The sequence below is a fragment of the Streptomyces sp. NPDC006368 genome (assembly GCF_040612535.1).
GTDB lineage: Bacteria > Actinomycetota > Actinomycetes > Streptomycetales > Streptomycetaceae > Streptomyces.
In genome coordinates this window covers 157,379-172,853 of record NZ_JBEXQK010000006.1, presented here as the reverse complement: position 1 = coordinate 172,853, position 15,475 = coordinate 157,379, and the positions used below count along the sequence as shown (strand labels likewise).

Genomic DNA, 15,475 nt, shown 5'->3' with positions numbered 1-15,475 from the left:
CGTGCGTCCGCGCCGAGCCGAGCCGTGCGGTGCCGCGCCGTGCCCGGGGCGGGCGCCGGCTCCTGGCGTGCTCGCGTACCGCAGGGGCCCGGGGGGAGGTGGTCTCGATGGGTACGAGCACCCGGACCGTCCGCGCCGGGCGCCGGACCGTGGAGGTCCACCGGCCGGACAAGGTCCTGTTCCCCGACGGCGGGCTGACCAAGGCCGGCCTCGTCGCGTACCACCGGTCGGTGGCGCCGTTCATGCTGCCGCACCTGCGCGGCCGGCCGATTCATGCCGGAGCGGGCACCCCGACGGCATCGACGGCCCCGCTTCATGCGGAAGGACACCCAGCTACCCCGAGCGGGCGCACCGCGCCGAGGTCGACAAGGAGGGTGGCGCCGTCACCCACACGGTGGGCGACGACACCTCGACGCTCGTCCACCTCGCCGACCAGGCGGCCGTCACGCCGCACCGCCGGCGGTCGAAGGCCGACCGGCTCCGGTGACCGGACCGCATGGTGTTCGACCTGGCTCCGGCGGGTGAGGACTTCGAGGCGGTGCGGCGCGCCGCCCACGCGCTGCGGGAGCTGCTCGACGCGGTGCAGCTGCCGTCCCGGCTGATGACCACGGGCTCCCGGGGCCTGCACGTCGTCGTGGAGCTCGCCGGTCGCAGCACGTTCGAGACGTCCGCGCCTTCGCCCGGGACCTGGCCGACACGTTCGCCGCCGCCCACCCCGGCGAACTCACCACCCCCCCCGCAAGCAGGCCCGCGGGGATCACCTGTACCTCGACGTCCATCGCGACGGCTACGCGCAGACCGCCGTCGCGCACTGGTCCGGGCGCGCCGATCGCCGCGCCCCTCACCTCCGGAACGGCTCGGCGGGTCGGCCACCCACCCTCGCCGCTGGACCGTCAGCAACGCCCTTGACCAGGCACGGAACACCCCCTGGGACGGTGACGGGGTCCGCCCGAGGGCCCTGGGTCCGGCACGTCGCCGACTGGACGCCCTGCGCTGACGGGGTTTGCGGGCCCCACGGGCGGCAACCCGCATGAAGTCATGGCCAACACATCCGAAACCCTGCGCGGCGCGTGCGAACAGCTCGCCCAACTCACCGGAATGACGACCGAGTCCGTCTCGTCGTTCCGGCGGACCGACGACGACGGCTGGCAGTTGACCGTCGAGGTCGTCGAACTCGAACGAGTCCCCGAGACGATGAGCCTGCTCGCCTCCTACGAGGTCGAGCTCGACCAGGACGGGGAGCTCACCGGCTACCGAAGGGTCCGCCGTTACGAACGCGGCAGGGCCGACCGATCGCGCTGACGGACCATCAGGGAGGGAGCAACCAATGACCGTTGCGACACAGACAGGCGGAGGCGGCTCCGGCGGCTCCAGTGGCCTGTACGACGTCCTGGAACTCGTGCTGGACCGCGGGCTCGTGATCGACGCGTTCGTTCGCGTCTCGCTCGTCGGCATCGAGATCCTGAAGATCGACGTACGGGTCGTCGTCGCCAGCGTCGACACCTATCTCCGCTTCGCCGAGGCGTGCAACCGCCTCGACCTCGAATCGGGCCCGCGCAAGAACCCCGGACTGCCCGACCTGGTCGGTGAGATGACCGAGTCCGGCGCGCAGGGCAAGACCAAGGGCGCCATCCAGGGCGCCGCCCAGTCCATATCCGAGAGCCTCGGCGGCCGTTCGTCGTCCCGGCGTAAGCAGGAGCAGGAGGAGGAGAAGTGAGCACGTACGTCTACGGCATCACGCGCAGCTCGCACCCCGCCCTCCCCGAGAAGATGGGCGGCATCGGCGACCCGGCCCGGGCCGTCCGGGTGGTCACCCACGGGGAGCTCGCCGCACTGGTGAGCGACGCGCCCGAGGACCTCAAGCCCAAGCGGCGCGACCTGCTCGCCCACCAGAACGTCCTCGCCGAGGCCGGCGCGGCCGGTGCCGTGCTGCCGATGCGCTTCGGCGCCGTCTCGCCGGACGACGACACGGTCGTCGCCGTCCTCGCGGAGCGCGAGGACCACTACCTGGAACGGCTGAAGGCGCTCGACAACAAGGTCGAGTACAACGTGAAGGCCAGCCACGACGAAGAGGCCGTCCTGCACCAGGTCCTCGCGGACGACTCGGAGCTGCGCGCGCTCAGCGAGGCCAACCGCGCGGCGGGTGGCGGCTCGTACGAGCAGAAGCTGGCCCTCGGTGAACGCGTCGTGGCGGCGGTGAAGCAGCGTGAGGCGCGTGACGCGGTCCTCGTCCAGCAGGCGCTGGAGGGGGCGGCCGTGGACATCCGCCCCGGTCCGGAGGGCGGTGCCTGGCTGGCGAACATCTCGTTCCTGGTGGAGCGGGACGACGCCGACGCCTTCGTCGCCGCGGTGGACACCCTCGGCAAGGACCACCCTCACCTGGTCCTCCAGGTGAACGGCCCGCTTCCCCCGTACAGCTTCGTGGAGTAGCGATGGGCCTGCTGGGAGAGCTGTTGCTCCTGCCCGCCGCCCCTGTGCGCGGCACCGCGTGGGTGCTGCGCCAGGTGGTGGCGGAGGCGGAGCGGCAGTACTACGACCCCGCCGCGATACAGCGCGAACTCGCCCGCCTCGAGGAACGACTGGAGGCGGGGGAGATCGACGATGCGGAGTTCGACCGCTTGGAGGACGAACTCCTCGCCCGACTGGAGAAGGGCACCAGAGAGATATGACCACCCCCGGCGGCCGCCTGCCCAGCCCGTACGCCTCCGACGGCAGCAGCGCCAACCTCGCCGACATCCTTGAACGTGTCCTGGACAAGGGCATCGTCATCGCCGGCGACATCAAGATCAACCTGCTTGACATCGAGCTGCTGACCATCAAGCTGCGCCTCGTCGTCGCGTCCGTCGACCGCGCCAAGGAGATGGGCATCGACTGGTGGGAGAGCGACCCGGCTCTCTCCTCCCGCGCCCACCAGCGCGAACTGGCGCGCAAGAACGAGAAGTTGCAGCGCCGTATCGCCGAACTGGAGGAGCGGACGACATGACCACCCCCACCCCCCGCACACCGCACCTGCGCTACGTGTACGCCGTGTGCCGCCCCTTCGAGGGGGTGCTGCCCGAGGGTGCGCACGGCATCGGCGGCGAACCGCCCCGGCTGGTGCGCCACGGTGACCTGGTCGCCGTCGTGGGCGCGGTGCCGGCCGAGGAGTTCGACGAGGGCCCGCTGCGCGCGCGCCTGGAGGATCTGGACTGGCTGGCCGCCACCGCACGGGCCCACGACGCGGTGATCGCCGCGCTGACCACGGTCACCTGCCCGCTGCCGCTGCGGCTCGCCACGGTCTGCCGGGACGACAGCGGGGTGCGGCGGCTGCTGGAGGACGGCCGGGAGCGGTTCGTCCGGGCCCTGGAACGGCTGGACGGCCGCGTGGAGTGGGGCGTGAAGGTGTACACGGAGCCGGAGGCGGTACGTGAGCCGGAACAGCCGGTACGTGAGCCGGCGGCGGCACCGGCGAGCGGCGGGGGACGCGACTACCTGCGCCGCCGGCTGCGGGAGCGGCGCGGCCGGGAGGCCGGCCAGGAGCGCGCCGACGCCCTGTGCCGCCGGCTGCACACCGAGCTCTCCGGGTACGCGGAGGCCGGGACCCTCCATCCGCCGCAGGACGCCCGGCTGTCCGGCGCGGCCGGTGTCAACGTGCTGAACGCCGCCTACCTCGTCGACCGGGAGCGCAGCGAGGAATTCGTCGAGCTGGTCGGCAGGGTGTCCGGGGACGGTGTGCGCGTCGAGCTGACCGGGCCGTGGGCGCCGTACTCCTTCGCGGGGATCGCGGAGGGCGGCGCATGATGGTCGAACAGCGGAGGATCGCCCTGGTCGACCTCCTGGACCGGCTGCTGGCCGGCGGTGTCGTCATCAGCGGCGACCTGACCCTGCGCATCGCCGACGTGGACCTCGTACGCGTCGACCTCAAGGCCCTCATCAGCTCGGTGAGCGCCGAGGTGCCGTCGCCGTGGGGAGAGCCGGTATGAACCAGGTACGTACGAGTGGGATCGGTGCGAGTGAGGCCGCTACGAGTGAGGCCGGTGTGAGTGAGGCCGCTACGAGTGGTACGGGCGAGCCGGGCCGTCGCCGGATCGAGCTCGATCCCGACACCGTGGAGCGGGACCTCGCGTGCCTGGTCCTCACCGTCATCGAGCTGCTGCGTCAGCTCATGGAGCGGCAGGCGCTGCGCCGTGTGGAGGGCGGGGACCTCACCGAGGAGCAGGAGGAGCGGATCGGCCTGACGCTGATGCTGCTGGAGGACCGCATGGAAGTCCTCCGGGAGAGGTTCGGACTCACTCCGGAGGACCTGAACATCGATCTCGGGCCGCTCGGCCCCTTGCTGTGACCCGCTACCAGCGGTACCAGCGCGACCGGGTGCCGCCCGTGGTCGTCCGGAACAGGAACCCGAGCAACCAGATCACCAGGACGGCCAGTGCGATCCACCACAGGACCTCGACCGCGAAACCGAGGCCGAAGAGGATGAGGACCAGCAGCAGAACCAGCAGGATGGGAACCATGATCTGCACCTCCACCTGCCGGGTCCCCCTCTTTCGCAGGCGTACACGGTGCGGAGCCGCGCGGCACCAGGTGTGCTGTCCCGGCCACACCCGCACGCGGCCCGAGGCCAGGGGGGTGGCGCGGTGGCTGACCCGCGCCTCACGCCCCGGGGGACCCGCCACGGGGTCATCCGTACGGCTCGGGCGTCCGGGAGGCCGAGGTCGGGTGCGGGAAGTGGCCCGCCCGAGGACGGCATAACGGTTTCCCCGGGACTTAGGTGGACCGGGGGAACTTCGAGCGCCTCATGGAGTCTCCACCGCGCGCGTCCGGCAGGATCGTCCGATCATCAGGTTTCATGGCTGCAAGATCTGATTCGTCGGTTGCCGGGGGCGCGGTGCGTGCCCTTCTCCTCACCGTGGTGTGCGCCGGACTGCTCCTCCTGGCCGGGTGCGCCTCTCCGGCGCCCGCCCCCACCGTCGGCCGTTCGGAGACGGGCCCCACCCCGCCGCCTCCGCCGGCCCCACCGCCCCCCGCGTCCGCGGCCCCGGGGCCTCCCGCCGCGCGAGCCCCCAGCATGCGCGCCGGGGACCTCCCCGGCCTCGGCCGAGCGACGCGCGCGCAGATCCCCGCCCGGACCCGGCAGGCGCTCGTCGTCACCGGCGAGGGCCGGGACTCCTCGCGCGCCACCGCCATCCTGTACGAGCACGAGCCGACGCTCGGCTGGCACGCGACCACCGACGCATGGCAGGCGCACAACGCCCTGCGCGGCTGGACCGACGACCATCGCGCGGACGACCTGCGCACGCCGATTGGCGTGTTCCGGCTGGGTGACGCCGGCGGACGCCTGCCCGACCCCGGGACCCGGCTGACGTACGACCAGGACGAAGAGTTCAACATGTCGGGCACCGGGTTCCACGGCGAGCCGCTCGAAGGCTCCTTCGACCATGTCGTCGCCATCGACTACAACCGCGTTCCCGGCACCTCACCCCTGGACAAGACCCGGCCGCTCGGCCAGGCCAAGGGCGGCGGCGTCTGGATCCACGTCGACCACGGCGGCCCCACCCGGGCCTGCATCTCGCTGCCCGTGGAACGGATGCGGGACCTCCTGCTCGCCCTGGACCCCGGGAAGGAACCCGTGATCGTCATGGGCGACGCGGCGTCCCTGGCCCGGTAACCCGCCCCCACCGGTCGCGCCCTTCCCAGTCCGCTCCGCCCCGGCGGGGCCGGGCGCGGCCGAGTGAGCCTCCACCGCGGGGCACTCACGCGAACCGGCGTCGGGACGCACCCGCGGCGTGCCCGCGGGCGGAACCCGGCGGGTGTTCGCGGGACCGGCGGGGTGGCGGGGCCGGCCGCCGCGAGCCGCCTCAGGTACGCATCTGCGGCCGGTACACGGTGAGCGCCTCGTCCTGCTTGTCGACCACCAGCTCCGGCGGCGCCTCGGTCACCTCACCGTCGTACGCGAGCGAGGTGCCCGGAGCCAGTCCCGCGATCCGCAGCCGCCGCAGCTTCCCCGCCGCGTGCACGGGGGAACGGCTCAACGGCCCGGCCAGCACCGCCGCCAGCAGCCGCAGCCCCGGCAGCCGCCCGCCGCGCACCACCCGGACGTCCAGCAGCCCGTCCGCCAGGTCGCGGCGGTGGCCCGGGGTCGGGCCCATCCGCTGGTACATGCCGTTCCCGGCGAACAGCAGCCACAGCGCGTGCCGCCCGCCCCCCAGCTCCGCCTCCAGCGGGTGCTCACCGCGCAGCACCTTCAGCGCGGCCAGGACGCCCGCGGGGATGGAGCCGATCCTCGGGGACCACCGCTCGCGCAGCCGCACCAGGTCCGGGTACACCCCGAGGCTGAAGGTGTTGACGAAGTACCCGTGGGCCGCGCCGCGCGGTCCCGGCGTGAACCGGCCCAGGTCGACCCGTACGGCATCGCCCTCCGCCAGCGCGCGGCACGTGTCGTGGACCGTCTCCACGCCCAGGTCGTAGGCGAAGTGGTTGAGCGTGCCGCCCGGGAACACGGCGAGAGGCAGCCGGTGGCGGGCCGCCACCACCGCCGCCTGGTTGACCGTGCCGTCACCCCCGAGCACGCCCAGCGCCCGGCACCGGCCCGCCGCCCGCTCCAGCTCCTCCTCCACCCGGTCGGGCGCGCACTCCACCACCTCGGCCAGCGGCAGCACGTCCCGCACCAGCGCGGCTGCGCCCGACGACCCGGAGGCCTGGTTGACCACGACCACCAGATCCTCGCCGCCCGGCAGGACCGGCGCGTCGGCGTGCGGCCGACCGGGCGACGGGATCTGCGACCGGGTCGGCGCTATGCCGCGTACGGCGAAAGCGGCGCCCACCCCGAGCGCCGCACCCACCAGGACGTCGCTCGGGTAATGGGCGCCCGTGTACACGCGGGAGAGCGCCACGGTGGCGGCCAGCGGCGCGACGGCCGCACCCCAGCCCTTCGACTCCAGCAGCACGCCGGTCGCGAAGGCCGCAGCCGACGCCGAGTGCCCGGAGGGGAACGACGTCGTCACCGGCTGCCGCTTGAGCTGCCGCACGACCGGCACCGCGTCCAGGACCGGCCGGGCCCGGCGTACCGACCGCTTGGCGACCGTGTTGATGGTGGCGGAGGCCAGGGCCAGGGACGCCACGCCGCGCACGGCGGCGCGCCGCGACCGCTGCCCGCGGCCGACCGCCGCGATACCGGCCGCCGTGGCGAACCACAGCAGCCCGTGATTGGCGCTGTGGCTCAACCGGGGGAGCACCGGGTCGGCGCCCGGCCAGTGACGGGAGGCCACCCGGTGGAAGACCTCCCGGTCCCAGCCGCCCAGCAGCTTCGTGACCCGGGCGCGAACGGTGTCGGCCGGCTGCACTTTGTACGCGTCGGACATGCGAGCCGCCTACCCCCGTCCGCTCCCCGCCACGCTCATCGGCGGACCCAGGCGGGCCGTCCGGGTTCCTCAGGCCGGTTCCGTGGCCCGCTCCCGCTCCTGCTCGTCGTACGGCCAGCGCAGCAGCGCCCCGAGTCCGCCGACCGGCACCTCGTCCTCGATCTCGGGCCGCACCCGCAGCACCTCGGCCCCGGTCATCACGGCCGAACGGATCAGCGCGTCGTCGGCGCGGGCCGGCAGCGGCTCCGTCTCGCCCAGGTACTGCGTCTCGCTGCGGCGCACCGCGATCTGGTCCGGCTCGGCGCCCACCCACACCTCGCGGTGCGCGTCCGGACCCTCGGTACGGATCAGCAGCTCGGCTATGCGGTGCTCCCGGGCCGCCTCGATCAGCGCCGGTACGCCCTCGGCCGCGCCCTCGGGACGGGCACCGCCGGTGGAGCGGGCGGCCTTGAAACGGTCCAGCTCCTCCTCCGCCATCCTGCGCAGGTGCTCCTGCCGGGCGGCCTCCACGTCCTCGTCCAGCAGCCGGCGGCTCGCTCCCGCCGCACGGCCACCGTGGTCGCTCTCCACGACCAGGCCGCGGATGTCCGGCGCCAGCCGCTCGTGGACGGAGCGCCGCTCGCGGGGGTCACCGGCCAGCACGATCAGATCGGCGCCCGTCTCCTGCTCACACCGGGCGAGGGCCTCGGCGATCTCGGCGGCGTTCTCCTCCCACGTCCTCTCCACGCTCAGCTGGAAGTGGCGCTCGGACCAGTCGGCGGACGCGGTCTTCCGCACCGGCCAGGTGCGGCCCTCGACCTGGCCGGCCGAGCGCGTGCCGAACGCGGTGCGCAGCTCCAGGTCCGCACCAGTGCGGTCGATGTAGGCGACCAGACAGACGGGCTCCAGCGCGGCCAGGTCCAGCAGCGGGCTCAAGTGGGGGAGCGCCGACCAGGTCACCAGGGACTGCCCCTGGGGCCGTACGGTGAGGGGCGGGTCGAGGACGACCTCGCCGTGGGCCGCGAACACCGCGCGCCCGGCCTCGCCCGGCGGGCGCGGCTCGGCGGTCAGCGCGTCGTGAACGGCCCGTTCGGTGGCGGGGTCGCACCCCTGCGCGCGGAGCTGCCTGCAGACCTCCTTGGCCTGGAGCTCACGCCGCTCCCTGGTGGACTCGTCGATCCGGGAGGTGTCCAGATAGACGCTGGCCCACGGACCGGGGCGGTCGAAAAGACTGGTGAGAAACGCGAGTTGCATGGCTCCCTCCCGGAGGCCGGATTGTGCGTCAACGGAGGCCGGACTGTGCGTCGCGAACGGGTTTCCGGCCCCGGCTTCAGGCCCTGCGGCCCACCATGGCCAGCAGTCTGGTCTGCGCGTCCGCGTTCGGCGGCGTCTTCACCGGCGGCGCGAACAGGCCGCTGCTTGACAGGTCGGCCGCCTGCGGGGCGAGGTCCCGGACGGCGAAGTCGACGAGGGACTTCGGCAGGCGCTCCTCCGCGCCGATCGCCCGCGAGAGGTCCCAGGCGTGCACGATGGCGTCGTCCACCATCTGGCGGCAGTAGTCCTCCGCGGGCGTCTCGCCGTAGGAGAGGTGCACGGTGCGTTTCAGCGCGCCGTCCTCGCGGAACGCCCGGACGGCCGCTTCCGCCGCCCGGTCCCACACCGCGGCCGGGTCGTCACCGAGGACGTCACCGTCGAAACGGTCACCCACCTCCGCCACCGTCAGGCCGTCGTGCACCAGCGGCACCACCCACAGCTGCTCGCCGGTGAGGTGGTTGACCAGATCACGCACGGACCACTCGGTGCACGGTGTCGGCGCGTCCCACTGGTCGTCCCGGACCATGTGCACCCGCTCGCCGAACAGGCCGAGCGCCTCGGCGTGCCGCGCGAGCAGCGTGTTCGCCATACGCAGTCACCTCCAGATCAGCTTTTCTCGCTTCGAGGGGGCTCCTCGTCCGCCGCGCGGGACGAGGAGCCGACCGGCGCGTGGACGTCAGCCACGCGACGCCTTGGCGAACCGTCAGTCACGTGACGCCTTGGCGAACACCTCGGTGAGCGCCTCGCAGAAGGCCTTCAGGTCGTCCGGCTTACGGCTGGTGATCAGGGTGGCGGGGGCGGCCTCGCAGACCTTGACCTGCTCGTCGACCCACTCGCCGCCCGCATTGCGGATGTCGGTCCGCAGGCTGGGCCAGGACGTGAGGGTCCGTCCGCGCACCACGTCGGCCTCCACCAGCGTCCACGGCCCGTGACAGATCGCCGCGACCGGCTTGCCCGCCTCGAAGAACCCGCGCGTGAACGCGACCGCCCGCTCGTCCATGCGCAGGAAGTCCGGGTTCGCCACGCCGCCGGGCAGTACGAGCGCGTCGTAGTCGTCCGCCGACACGTCGGCGACGGTGCGGTCCACCGGGAACGTGCCCGCCTTGTCCAGGTGGTTGAACGCCTGGATCGTGCCCGGCGCCGTCGACACCAGCCGGGGCGTCCCACCGGCGTCGGCCACCGCCTGCCAGGGAGCGGTCAGTTCCACCTGCTCGACACCTTCCGGCGCCACCAGAAATGCGATCCGCACGATGTCTGATTCCTTTCCGCTCATACGGCTCTTGCTGTGCGGCCCGCTCCACGAGCGGGCCGGGGAAGGCCCGGTCAGGCCGGCTCCGTGTTCGGCTCGGCCCGGCTGATGTCGGCGAGGGCGGACGACGGGTCCTGCGACACGGCCACATCGCCGATGCTCACGATGCCGACCGGGCGTCCGTCCTCCACCACGGGCAGGCGGCGGACCGCGTGCCGACGCATCAGCTCCACGGCGGTGGCCACCTCGTCGTCCGGCGCGACGCACACCGGGTCCGCGGTGCACACGGACTGGGCGTTGACGGTCAGCGGATCGACCCCGTCGGCCACCGCCCGCACCGCGATGTCGCGGTCCGTGACCAGGCCGACGACCCGGTCCCCCTCCGCCACCAGCACGTCCCCGATGTCCTGCGACCGCATCAGCTGCGCCACCTCGACGAGTGACGCGTCCGGACGTACCGCGGCCACGCCGGGCGTCATCACTTCCCTCACGAGCTGTGCCATTGCTGTCAGCCTTCCCTGCCTGATCACGTGGGACCGGATCGCGGGGACCCTGTCATCCGGATCGGTCACGTCGTGTGACGCCGCCCGGAGTACCCACCCCGGATGACGCCATGCCCCGTCCGCCCGGTCACCCTCCGTGCACCTCCACCGCCACGTCCTGCACGCTGTGGTACGTCCGGTCACCCGGCAGTTCGGCGACCAGGTCCGTCAGCCGGTCCGGGGCGTGCCGTTCGCGCAGCACCCGGATCAGGTCGCCGCGGTGCGCCGGGAACGGCGTGCGCGCCAGGTGCCGGCCGAGTTCCAGACGCAACGCCTCGAACCGGTCCGAGGGGACCCGCCCGGTCGTGACCTCCGGGTCGTCCTCGGCCACTGGCTCCGGGTCGTGCCACTCCTCGGTCCTGGTCGGGTGACCTGACCGCAGCAGCCCCTGGAGCTGGTGTTTCATCTCGTCGTCCCGGCGACGGCTGAGCCGCCCGCTCCCTCGCTCCATGGCACCCTCCACGGTCTGCGCGATCTGCCTCTTCGGTCGCCCGGCGGGTACCCGACGGGGCCGACGCAAACCGGTCCTTTCGCCTCCGGAGTGCCCACCCGAGGGCCCCGGAACGCGCGCCGGAACACTCCACGGGTTTGGCCCCTCCGGCAGCGGGGACTCGCTGACCCGGCCGAGCGGCCACGGGGTGAATGGGGTGAACAGGTCTTCGGGCGCGGGCGGCGGTCCGCGCCCGGGGATCCTCCTCTTCGACCCGGCAGCGCGGGAGGGAGCGGGGCGATGGGACTGCTGTCCGTACTGGTTGCCCTGGCGGCGCCGCCGACCCTGCTCGGCGCCGTAGTCGCCCTGGGCCGGTACGAGGAACTGATGCTCCCCGCGACCCTCCCCGCGGAACGGGACGGCTCCCCGGGCCCCGCGCAGGCCACCGCCACGGCGCCGCCGGCCGCCACCGCGCCGACGGCGCCCCCGGCCGCCTCTACGGCTTCCCGCCCTGCTTCCCACCGGGCAGGAACTCCTGCACCTTCGCCTTCAGCCCCTGCTTCACGACCGCGCCACGCTCGGCGTCGCCCTTCAGGAGCGCGGCTGCGGTGGACTCCATCTGCTCCCACGTCACATGCGGCGGGATCGGCGGTACGGACGGGTCGGTGACGAACTCGACGACCGCCGGGCCGTTCGCCGCCAGCGCCTCCTCCCAGGCGCCCGCCACCTCGTCCGGCTTCTCCACCCGGATGCCGGTCAGCCCGATCGACCGGGCGAAGGCGGCGTACGGCACGTCCGGCAGCTCCTGCGAGGGCAGGAACGACGGCGCGTCGCCCATCGCCCGCAGCTCCCACGTCACCTGGTTGAGGTCGCGGTTGTTCCAGACCCCGACGACCAGTCGCGGGTCGTCCCACCGGTGGCGGTACTTCGCGGCGGTGATGAGCTCCGCGAGCCCGTTCATCTGCATCGCCCCGTCCCCGACGAGCGCGACCACCGGCCGGTCCGGGTGCGCGAACTTCGCGCCGATCGCGTACGGCACCCCGCACCCCATCGTGGCGAGCGTTCCCGACAGCGAACCGCGCATGTCGCCGCGCATCGTGATGTGCCGCGCGTACCAGTTGACGACCGACCCGGAGTCGGAGGTCAGCAGCGTCCGGTCGGGCAGCAGGGGAGACAGGGCCCGCGCCACGTGCTCGGGGTTCACCAGCGCGGTGCTCACCCCGGCCCGCCGCTCCATGACCTCCTCCCAGCGCCGTACCGACCTCTCCAGGCTCTCCCGCCAGCCGCGCTTCTCGTTGCGCCGCAGCAGTGGGATCAGCCGGCGCAGGGTGGCGCCCGCGTCGCCGATCAGGTTCACCTCGTACGGGTAGCGCATCCCGGCCATGTGCGGGTCGATGTCGATCTGCACCGCCCGGGCCTGCCCGTACTCCGGCAGGAACTGGCTGTACGGGAAGCTGGAACCGATCGTCAGCAGGGTGTCGCAGCCCTGCATCAGCTCCCAGGAGGGCCGGGTGCCGAGCAGGCCGATCGACCCGGTGACGTAGGGCAGCTCGTCCGACAGGGCGTCCTTGCCGAGGAGCGCCTTGGCCACCCCCGCGCCCAGCAGTTCGGCGACCTCCCGGACCTCGGCGCGCGCCGCCGCCGCGCCCTGCCCGATCAGGATCGCCGGCTTCTCGCCGGAGTTGAGGACGTCGGCGGCCCGCTCCAGGGCGTCGTCCGCGGGCACCGCGGTCCAGGCGCTGCGGTCCAGGCTCGACGGCACCATCTTGAAGTCATGGGTCGGGGGACTGTACGCGAGCTCCTGCACATCCCCCGGCAGGATGATCACCGTCGGGGAGCGTCGCGCGTACGCCGTGCGGATGGCGCGGTCGAGGACGTTCGGCAGCTGCTCGGGAACGTTGACCGTGGCGATGAAGTCGGAGGCGACGTCCTTGAACAGGGAGTGCAGGTCGACCTCCTGCTGGTACGAGCCGCCCATCGCGCTGCGGTGGGTCTGGCCGACGATCGCCACCACCGGCACGTGGTCCGCCTTCGCGTCGTACAGCCCGTTCAGCAGGTGCATGGCGCCGGGTCCCGAGGTGGCCACGCACACCCCGAGCCGGCGCCCGAACTTGGCGTAGCCGACCGCCTCCAGCGCGGCCATCTCCTCGTGCCGTGACTGGATGAACCGGGGCTGGTCCTCGGCGCGACCCCAGGCGGCGATCAGCCCGTTGATCCCGTCACCCGGATAGCCGAACACGCACTCGACGCCCCACTCGCGCAGCCGCTCGAGTACGACGTCGGCGACGTCCCTGCTCATCTGCGTACCTCCGTAGCGATGTCCTACCGATCGATGCCCTACCGATCGGCGAAAGCCGCCGGAGAACCGGCAGCCCGGCACCGGGTACCGGGTGCCGATCGGCGGAAACGCGAGGACAGTGGAATCAGTGCAAGGAGGCGTTTGCTCGGGCACCCCCCGGGCATGCGCATCTCGTGCTTCGGACCGGAGGCACGTCCGTGGGAGCGGCCTACCGCTCCGGGCGTGTCCATGCCCGGAGAAGGGAGCTCTCCCGGGGTGACACCAACCGTCAGCACCGTCCAGGGAGCTGAAAAGCATCATGCCTACCCTCGCCCACTCGAAGCATCCGCACGACGACGCCCCTGACACCGCCGAGGCGTTCCAGCGCCTCGCCTCCCTCCCCGAAGGGGAGGAGAGGGAAGCCGTCCGGCAGGACATCGTGCGCGCCTGGCTGCCCATGGCGGACCGGCTGGCCGGCCGCTTCCGCAACCGCGGAGAGTCACTGGAGGACCTGCGGCAGGTCGCCGCCCTCGGGCTCGTCAAGGCCGTCGACCGTTACGACCCCGAGCGCGGCGCCGCCTTCGAGAGCTTCGCCGTGCCCACCATCACCGGTGAGATCAAACGGCACTTCCGGGACCACATGTGGACCCTGCACGTACCGCGCCGCGTCCAGGACCTGCGTGGCCGCGTCCGCACCGCCTACCAGGAGCTCTCGCACTCGGTGGGGGGCCGCGCCCCCACCGTCGCCGAGATCGCCGAGAAGGCGGGCATGACGGAGGAGGAGGCGATGGCGGGGCTGGAGGCCCTGGACAGCTTCACCGCCCTCTCCCTGGACGCGGAGCTGCCCGGCACGGAGGACGGCTACACGCTCGTGGACGCGCTCGGCGGACCCGACCCGGCGCTCGACATCGTCGTCGACCGCGAAGCGGTCAAGCCCCGGCTGCGCACGCTTCCCGAGCGCGAGCAGAAGATCCTCTACATGCGGTTCTTCCGCGACATGACCCAGAGCAGGATCGCCGAGGACCTCGGCATCTCGCAGATGCACGTGTCACGGTTGATCAGCCGATGCTGCACCCGGCTGCGGGAGGACATCATGCGGGACGCCGCCGCATAGCGAGCGCCACATGGCGGGACACCGCGTCGGCGGCCTGCGCCTCGGCCATCGAGAACGCCCGCCGCGCCCCCGTCCGGAACAGCGTCAGCACGCCCAGCACCCCGCCGTCCCCGCGCGCCAGCGGCAGACACAGCAGGGAACTGACCTGCGCGCGGGCCAGGACGGCCGCGCCGGAGGAGTCCTCGCCGAAGGCGAGGATGTCCTCGGGCCGCACCTGGAGCGACGACGACCCGCCGCGAGCCACCTCGACCACCAGGGGGCAGTCGGCCGGGTCCTGCTGGGCCACCGCCTTCACCAGCGGTTCCCCGGCGCATTTACGCCGCTCCCCGCCGCCGGGGCCGGCCGCCTCCTCGGGCGGGCCCAGCACGACCGCGCGGCGCAGCGGCCCGGAGGCGGCCGTGTCGATGACCACCCAGTCCGCGAACCGGCCGTGCAGCACCCGCCCGGCCGCCTCCACGGCCGCGGCCGGGTCACCCGCGGAGCAGTCCAGCAGGGCGCTCGCCATCGCGTCGACCAGGTCCAGCATCTCCGTGCGCCGCGTCGTCTCCGCAAGGTCGGGCGGCACCAGCCGCCGTGCCACCGCACCGGGCGGCGGCGTCGTGTCCGCCATGCCCGGCTGCAGCACCACGACGACCGTCGACTGCGGTTCACCCGGCAGGGGCAGCGACACGAGGGTGGCCCGCACCGGGTCGCCGGGCCGCTGCTGGAGCCGCACCTTCAGGCTGCGGCCCCCCTCACCGCGCGCGGTGGCCGCCGCCTGCGTACGGAAGGGCGCCCGGTCCCCGGAGATCAGCAGCCCCGCCAGCGGCCGTCCCGTGGCGTAGCCCGCACGGGCGCCCGTCAGCGCCGTCGCGGCGAAGTTCATCCGGCGTACCACCGTGTCGCGGTCGACCAGCACCACCGGCAGGGGCAGCCGCTGGAACAGCGTCTTCAGCAACTGCCGCTCCTGCCGGTCCGCCGAGGTGCCGTCCGGGGCGCGGGCCGCCAGCCGTTCGTAGCGCGGCCACAGCGACTCTGCCGCATGCTGGAGTTCGAAGAGGGCGGCGTCCAGGACGCCCTGCTGCTCGTCGGCGGGGAGTGCCCGGGCGGTCCGGAGCTCACCCACCCGGCGTACAAAATCCGCGAGGTCCTCGCCGAAGGCGTCCGTCTCCGTCATAGGAGCACCGTAACCGCACGGTGAGCCGGCGGCCGCGACGGTTTCGTGCCGGGGGCGCGGGGCAGCCGCCCGA

Annotated in this window: 19 protein-coding genes and 1 pseudogene; 11 read left to right on the top strand and 9 right to left on the bottom strand. The window is 73.2% G+C overall.

Annotated elements, in window-relative coordinates:
• Positions 1-107: 107 nt before the first annotated feature.
• From ABZZ38_RS07915 to ABZZ38_RS07875, 9 genes and pseudogenes are all read left to right on the top strand, one after another.
• Positions 108-997 (top strand): annotated as a pseudogene (locus ABZZ38_RS07915) (ATP-dependent DNA ligase).
• Between the two features lie 41 nt (positions 998-1,038).
• Positions 1,039-1,302 carry a gas vesicle protein GvpO gene (gvpO, locus tag ABZZ38_RS07910; RefSeq protein ID WP_356736867.1) on the top strand — a complete coding sequence of 88 codons (264 nt, stop codon included), beginning with the start codon at positions 1,039-1,041 and terminating at the stop codon, positions 1,300-1,302.
• A 25-nt stretch (positions 1,303-1,327) separates the two neighbouring features.
• Positions 1,328-1,717 (top strand): gas vesicle structural protein GvpA, encoded by a 390-nt coding sequence (locus ABZZ38_RS07905; protein ID WP_356736865.1) that lies wholly within the window; start codon positions 1,328-1,330, stop codon positions 1,715-1,717.
• Complete coding sequence (locus ABZZ38_RS07900) at positions 1,714-2,430, top strand: GvpL/GvpF family gas vesicle protein (RefSeq protein WP_356736863.1); 717 nt, start codon at positions 1,714-1,716, stop codon at positions 2,428-2,430. Before ABZZ38_RS07905 ends, ABZZ38_RS07900 begins: the two co-directional genes overlap by 4 nt.
• Before the next feature lie 2 nt (positions 2,431-2,432).
• Positions 2,433-2,669, top strand: a complete 237-nt coding sequence (locus tag ABZZ38_RS07895) for a gas vesicle protein GvpG (RefSeq protein WP_356736861.1) — start codon at positions 2,433-2,435, stop codon at positions 2,667-2,669.
• The gene (locus tag ABZZ38_RS07890; RefSeq protein WP_356736859.1) at positions 2,666-2,983 is read left to right on the top strand and encodes a gas vesicle protein; all 318 of its coding nucleotides are present in this window, start codon (positions 2,666-2,668) and stop codon (positions 2,981-2,983) included. Before ABZZ38_RS07895 ends, ABZZ38_RS07890 begins: the two co-directional genes overlap by 4 nt.
• Positions 2,980-3,780, top strand: a complete 801-nt coding sequence (locus tag ABZZ38_RS07885; RefSeq protein ID WP_356736858.1) for a GvpL/GvpF family gas vesicle protein — start codon at positions 2,980-2,982, stop codon at positions 3,778-3,780. The genes ABZZ38_RS07890 and ABZZ38_RS07885 overlap by 4 nt, the downstream gene beginning before the upstream one ends.
• On the top strand, positions 3,780-3,962 hold the full coding sequence (locus ABZZ38_RS07880) for a gas vesicle protein (protein WP_356736944.1): 183 nt from the start codon (positions 3,780-3,782) through the stop codon (positions 3,960-3,962). The genes ABZZ38_RS07885 and ABZZ38_RS07880 overlap by 1 nt, the downstream gene beginning before the upstream one ends.
• A gap of 56 nt (positions 3,963-4,018) precedes the next feature.
• Positions 4,019-4,321: a gas vesicle protein K gene (locus ABZZ38_RS07875; protein ID WP_356736856.1), complete on the top strand. Its 303-nt coding sequence runs from the start codon at positions 4,019-4,021 to the stop codon at positions 4,319-4,321.
• Between the two features lie 4 nt (positions 4,322-4,325).
• On the opposite strand, the gene ABZZ38_RS07870 is transcribed toward ABZZ38_RS07875, so the two are convergent.
• Positions 4,326-4,493 (bottom strand): hydrophobic protein, encoded by a 168-nt coding sequence (locus ABZZ38_RS07870; RefSeq protein ID WP_356736854.1) that lies wholly within the window; start codon positions 4,491-4,493, stop codon positions 4,326-4,328.
• 335 nt (positions 4,494-4,828) lie between these two features.
• Here ABZZ38_RS07870 and ABZZ38_RS07865 point away from each other — a divergent pair, with 335 nt between their 5' ends.
• Positions 4,829-5,647 (top strand): hypothetical protein, encoded by an 819-nt coding sequence (locus ABZZ38_RS07865; RefSeq protein WP_356736852.1) that lies wholly within the window; start codon positions 4,829-4,831, stop codon positions 5,645-5,647.
• Between the two features lie 190 nt (positions 5,648-5,837).
• Here ABZZ38_RS07865 and ABZZ38_RS07860 read toward each other — a convergent pair whose 3' ends face one another.
• From ABZZ38_RS07860 to ABZZ38_RS07830, 7 genes are all read right to left on the bottom strand, one after another.
• Positions 5,838-7,340 (bottom strand): phosphatase PAP2 family protein, encoded by a 1,503-nt coding sequence (locus tag ABZZ38_RS07860; RefSeq protein ID WP_356736850.1) that lies wholly within the window; start codon positions 7,338-7,340, stop codon positions 5,838-5,840.
• A 69-nt stretch (positions 7,341-7,409) separates the two neighbouring features.
• Entirely contained in the window at positions 7,410-8,573 is a 1,164-nt protein-coding gene (locus tag ABZZ38_RS07855) for a Vms1/Ankzf1 family peptidyl-tRNA hydrolase (RefSeq protein WP_356736848.1), read from the bottom strand.
• Positions 8,574-8,649: 76 nt separating this feature from the next.
• Positions 8,650-9,222 carry a TIGR03086 family metal-binding protein gene (locus ABZZ38_RS07850; protein WP_356736846.1) on the bottom strand — a complete coding sequence of 191 codons (573 nt, stop codon included), beginning with the start codon at positions 9,220-9,222 and terminating at the stop codon, positions 8,650-8,652.
• A 114-nt stretch (positions 9,223-9,336) separates the two neighbouring features.
• Positions 9,337-9,882, bottom strand: a complete 546-nt coding sequence (locus tag ABZZ38_RS07845) for a type 1 glutamine amidotransferase domain-containing protein (RefSeq protein WP_356736844.1) — start codon at positions 9,880-9,882, stop codon at positions 9,337-9,339.
• A gap of 74 nt (positions 9,883-9,956) precedes the next feature.
• Positions 9,957-10,385: a CBS domain-containing protein gene (locus tag ABZZ38_RS07840; RefSeq protein ID WP_356736842.1), complete on the bottom strand. Its 429-nt coding sequence runs from the start codon at positions 10,383-10,385 to the stop codon at positions 9,957-9,959.
• 127 nt (positions 10,386-10,512) lie between these two features.
• Positions 10,513-10,875: a DUF2795 domain-containing protein gene (locus ABZZ38_RS07835; RefSeq protein WP_356736840.1), complete on the bottom strand. Its 363-nt coding sequence runs from the start codon at positions 10,873-10,875 to the stop codon at positions 10,513-10,515.
• 475 nt (positions 10,876-11,350) lie between these two features.
• Entirely contained in the window at positions 11,351-13,153 is a 1,803-nt protein-coding gene (locus ABZZ38_RS07830) for a thiamine pyrophosphate-requiring protein (protein WP_356736838.1), read from the bottom strand.
• 298 nt (positions 13,154-13,451) lie between these two features.
• Between ABZZ38_RS07830 and ABZZ38_RS07825 the strand changes: the two genes are divergently transcribed.
• Positions 13,452-14,246: an RNA polymerase sigma factor SigF gene (locus tag ABZZ38_RS07825; RefSeq protein ID WP_356736836.1), complete on the top strand. Its 795-nt coding sequence runs from the start codon at positions 13,452-13,454 to the stop codon at positions 14,244-14,246.
• On the opposite strand, the gene ABZZ38_RS07820 is transcribed toward ABZZ38_RS07825, so the two are convergent.
• Positions 14,224-15,402, bottom strand: a complete 1,179-nt coding sequence (locus ABZZ38_RS07820) for a PAS domain-containing protein (RefSeq protein ID WP_356736834.1) — start codon at positions 15,400-15,402, stop codon at positions 14,224-14,226. The genes ABZZ38_RS07825 and ABZZ38_RS07820 overlap by 23 nt on opposite strands.
• Positions 15,403-15,475: the final 73 nt, after the last annotated feature.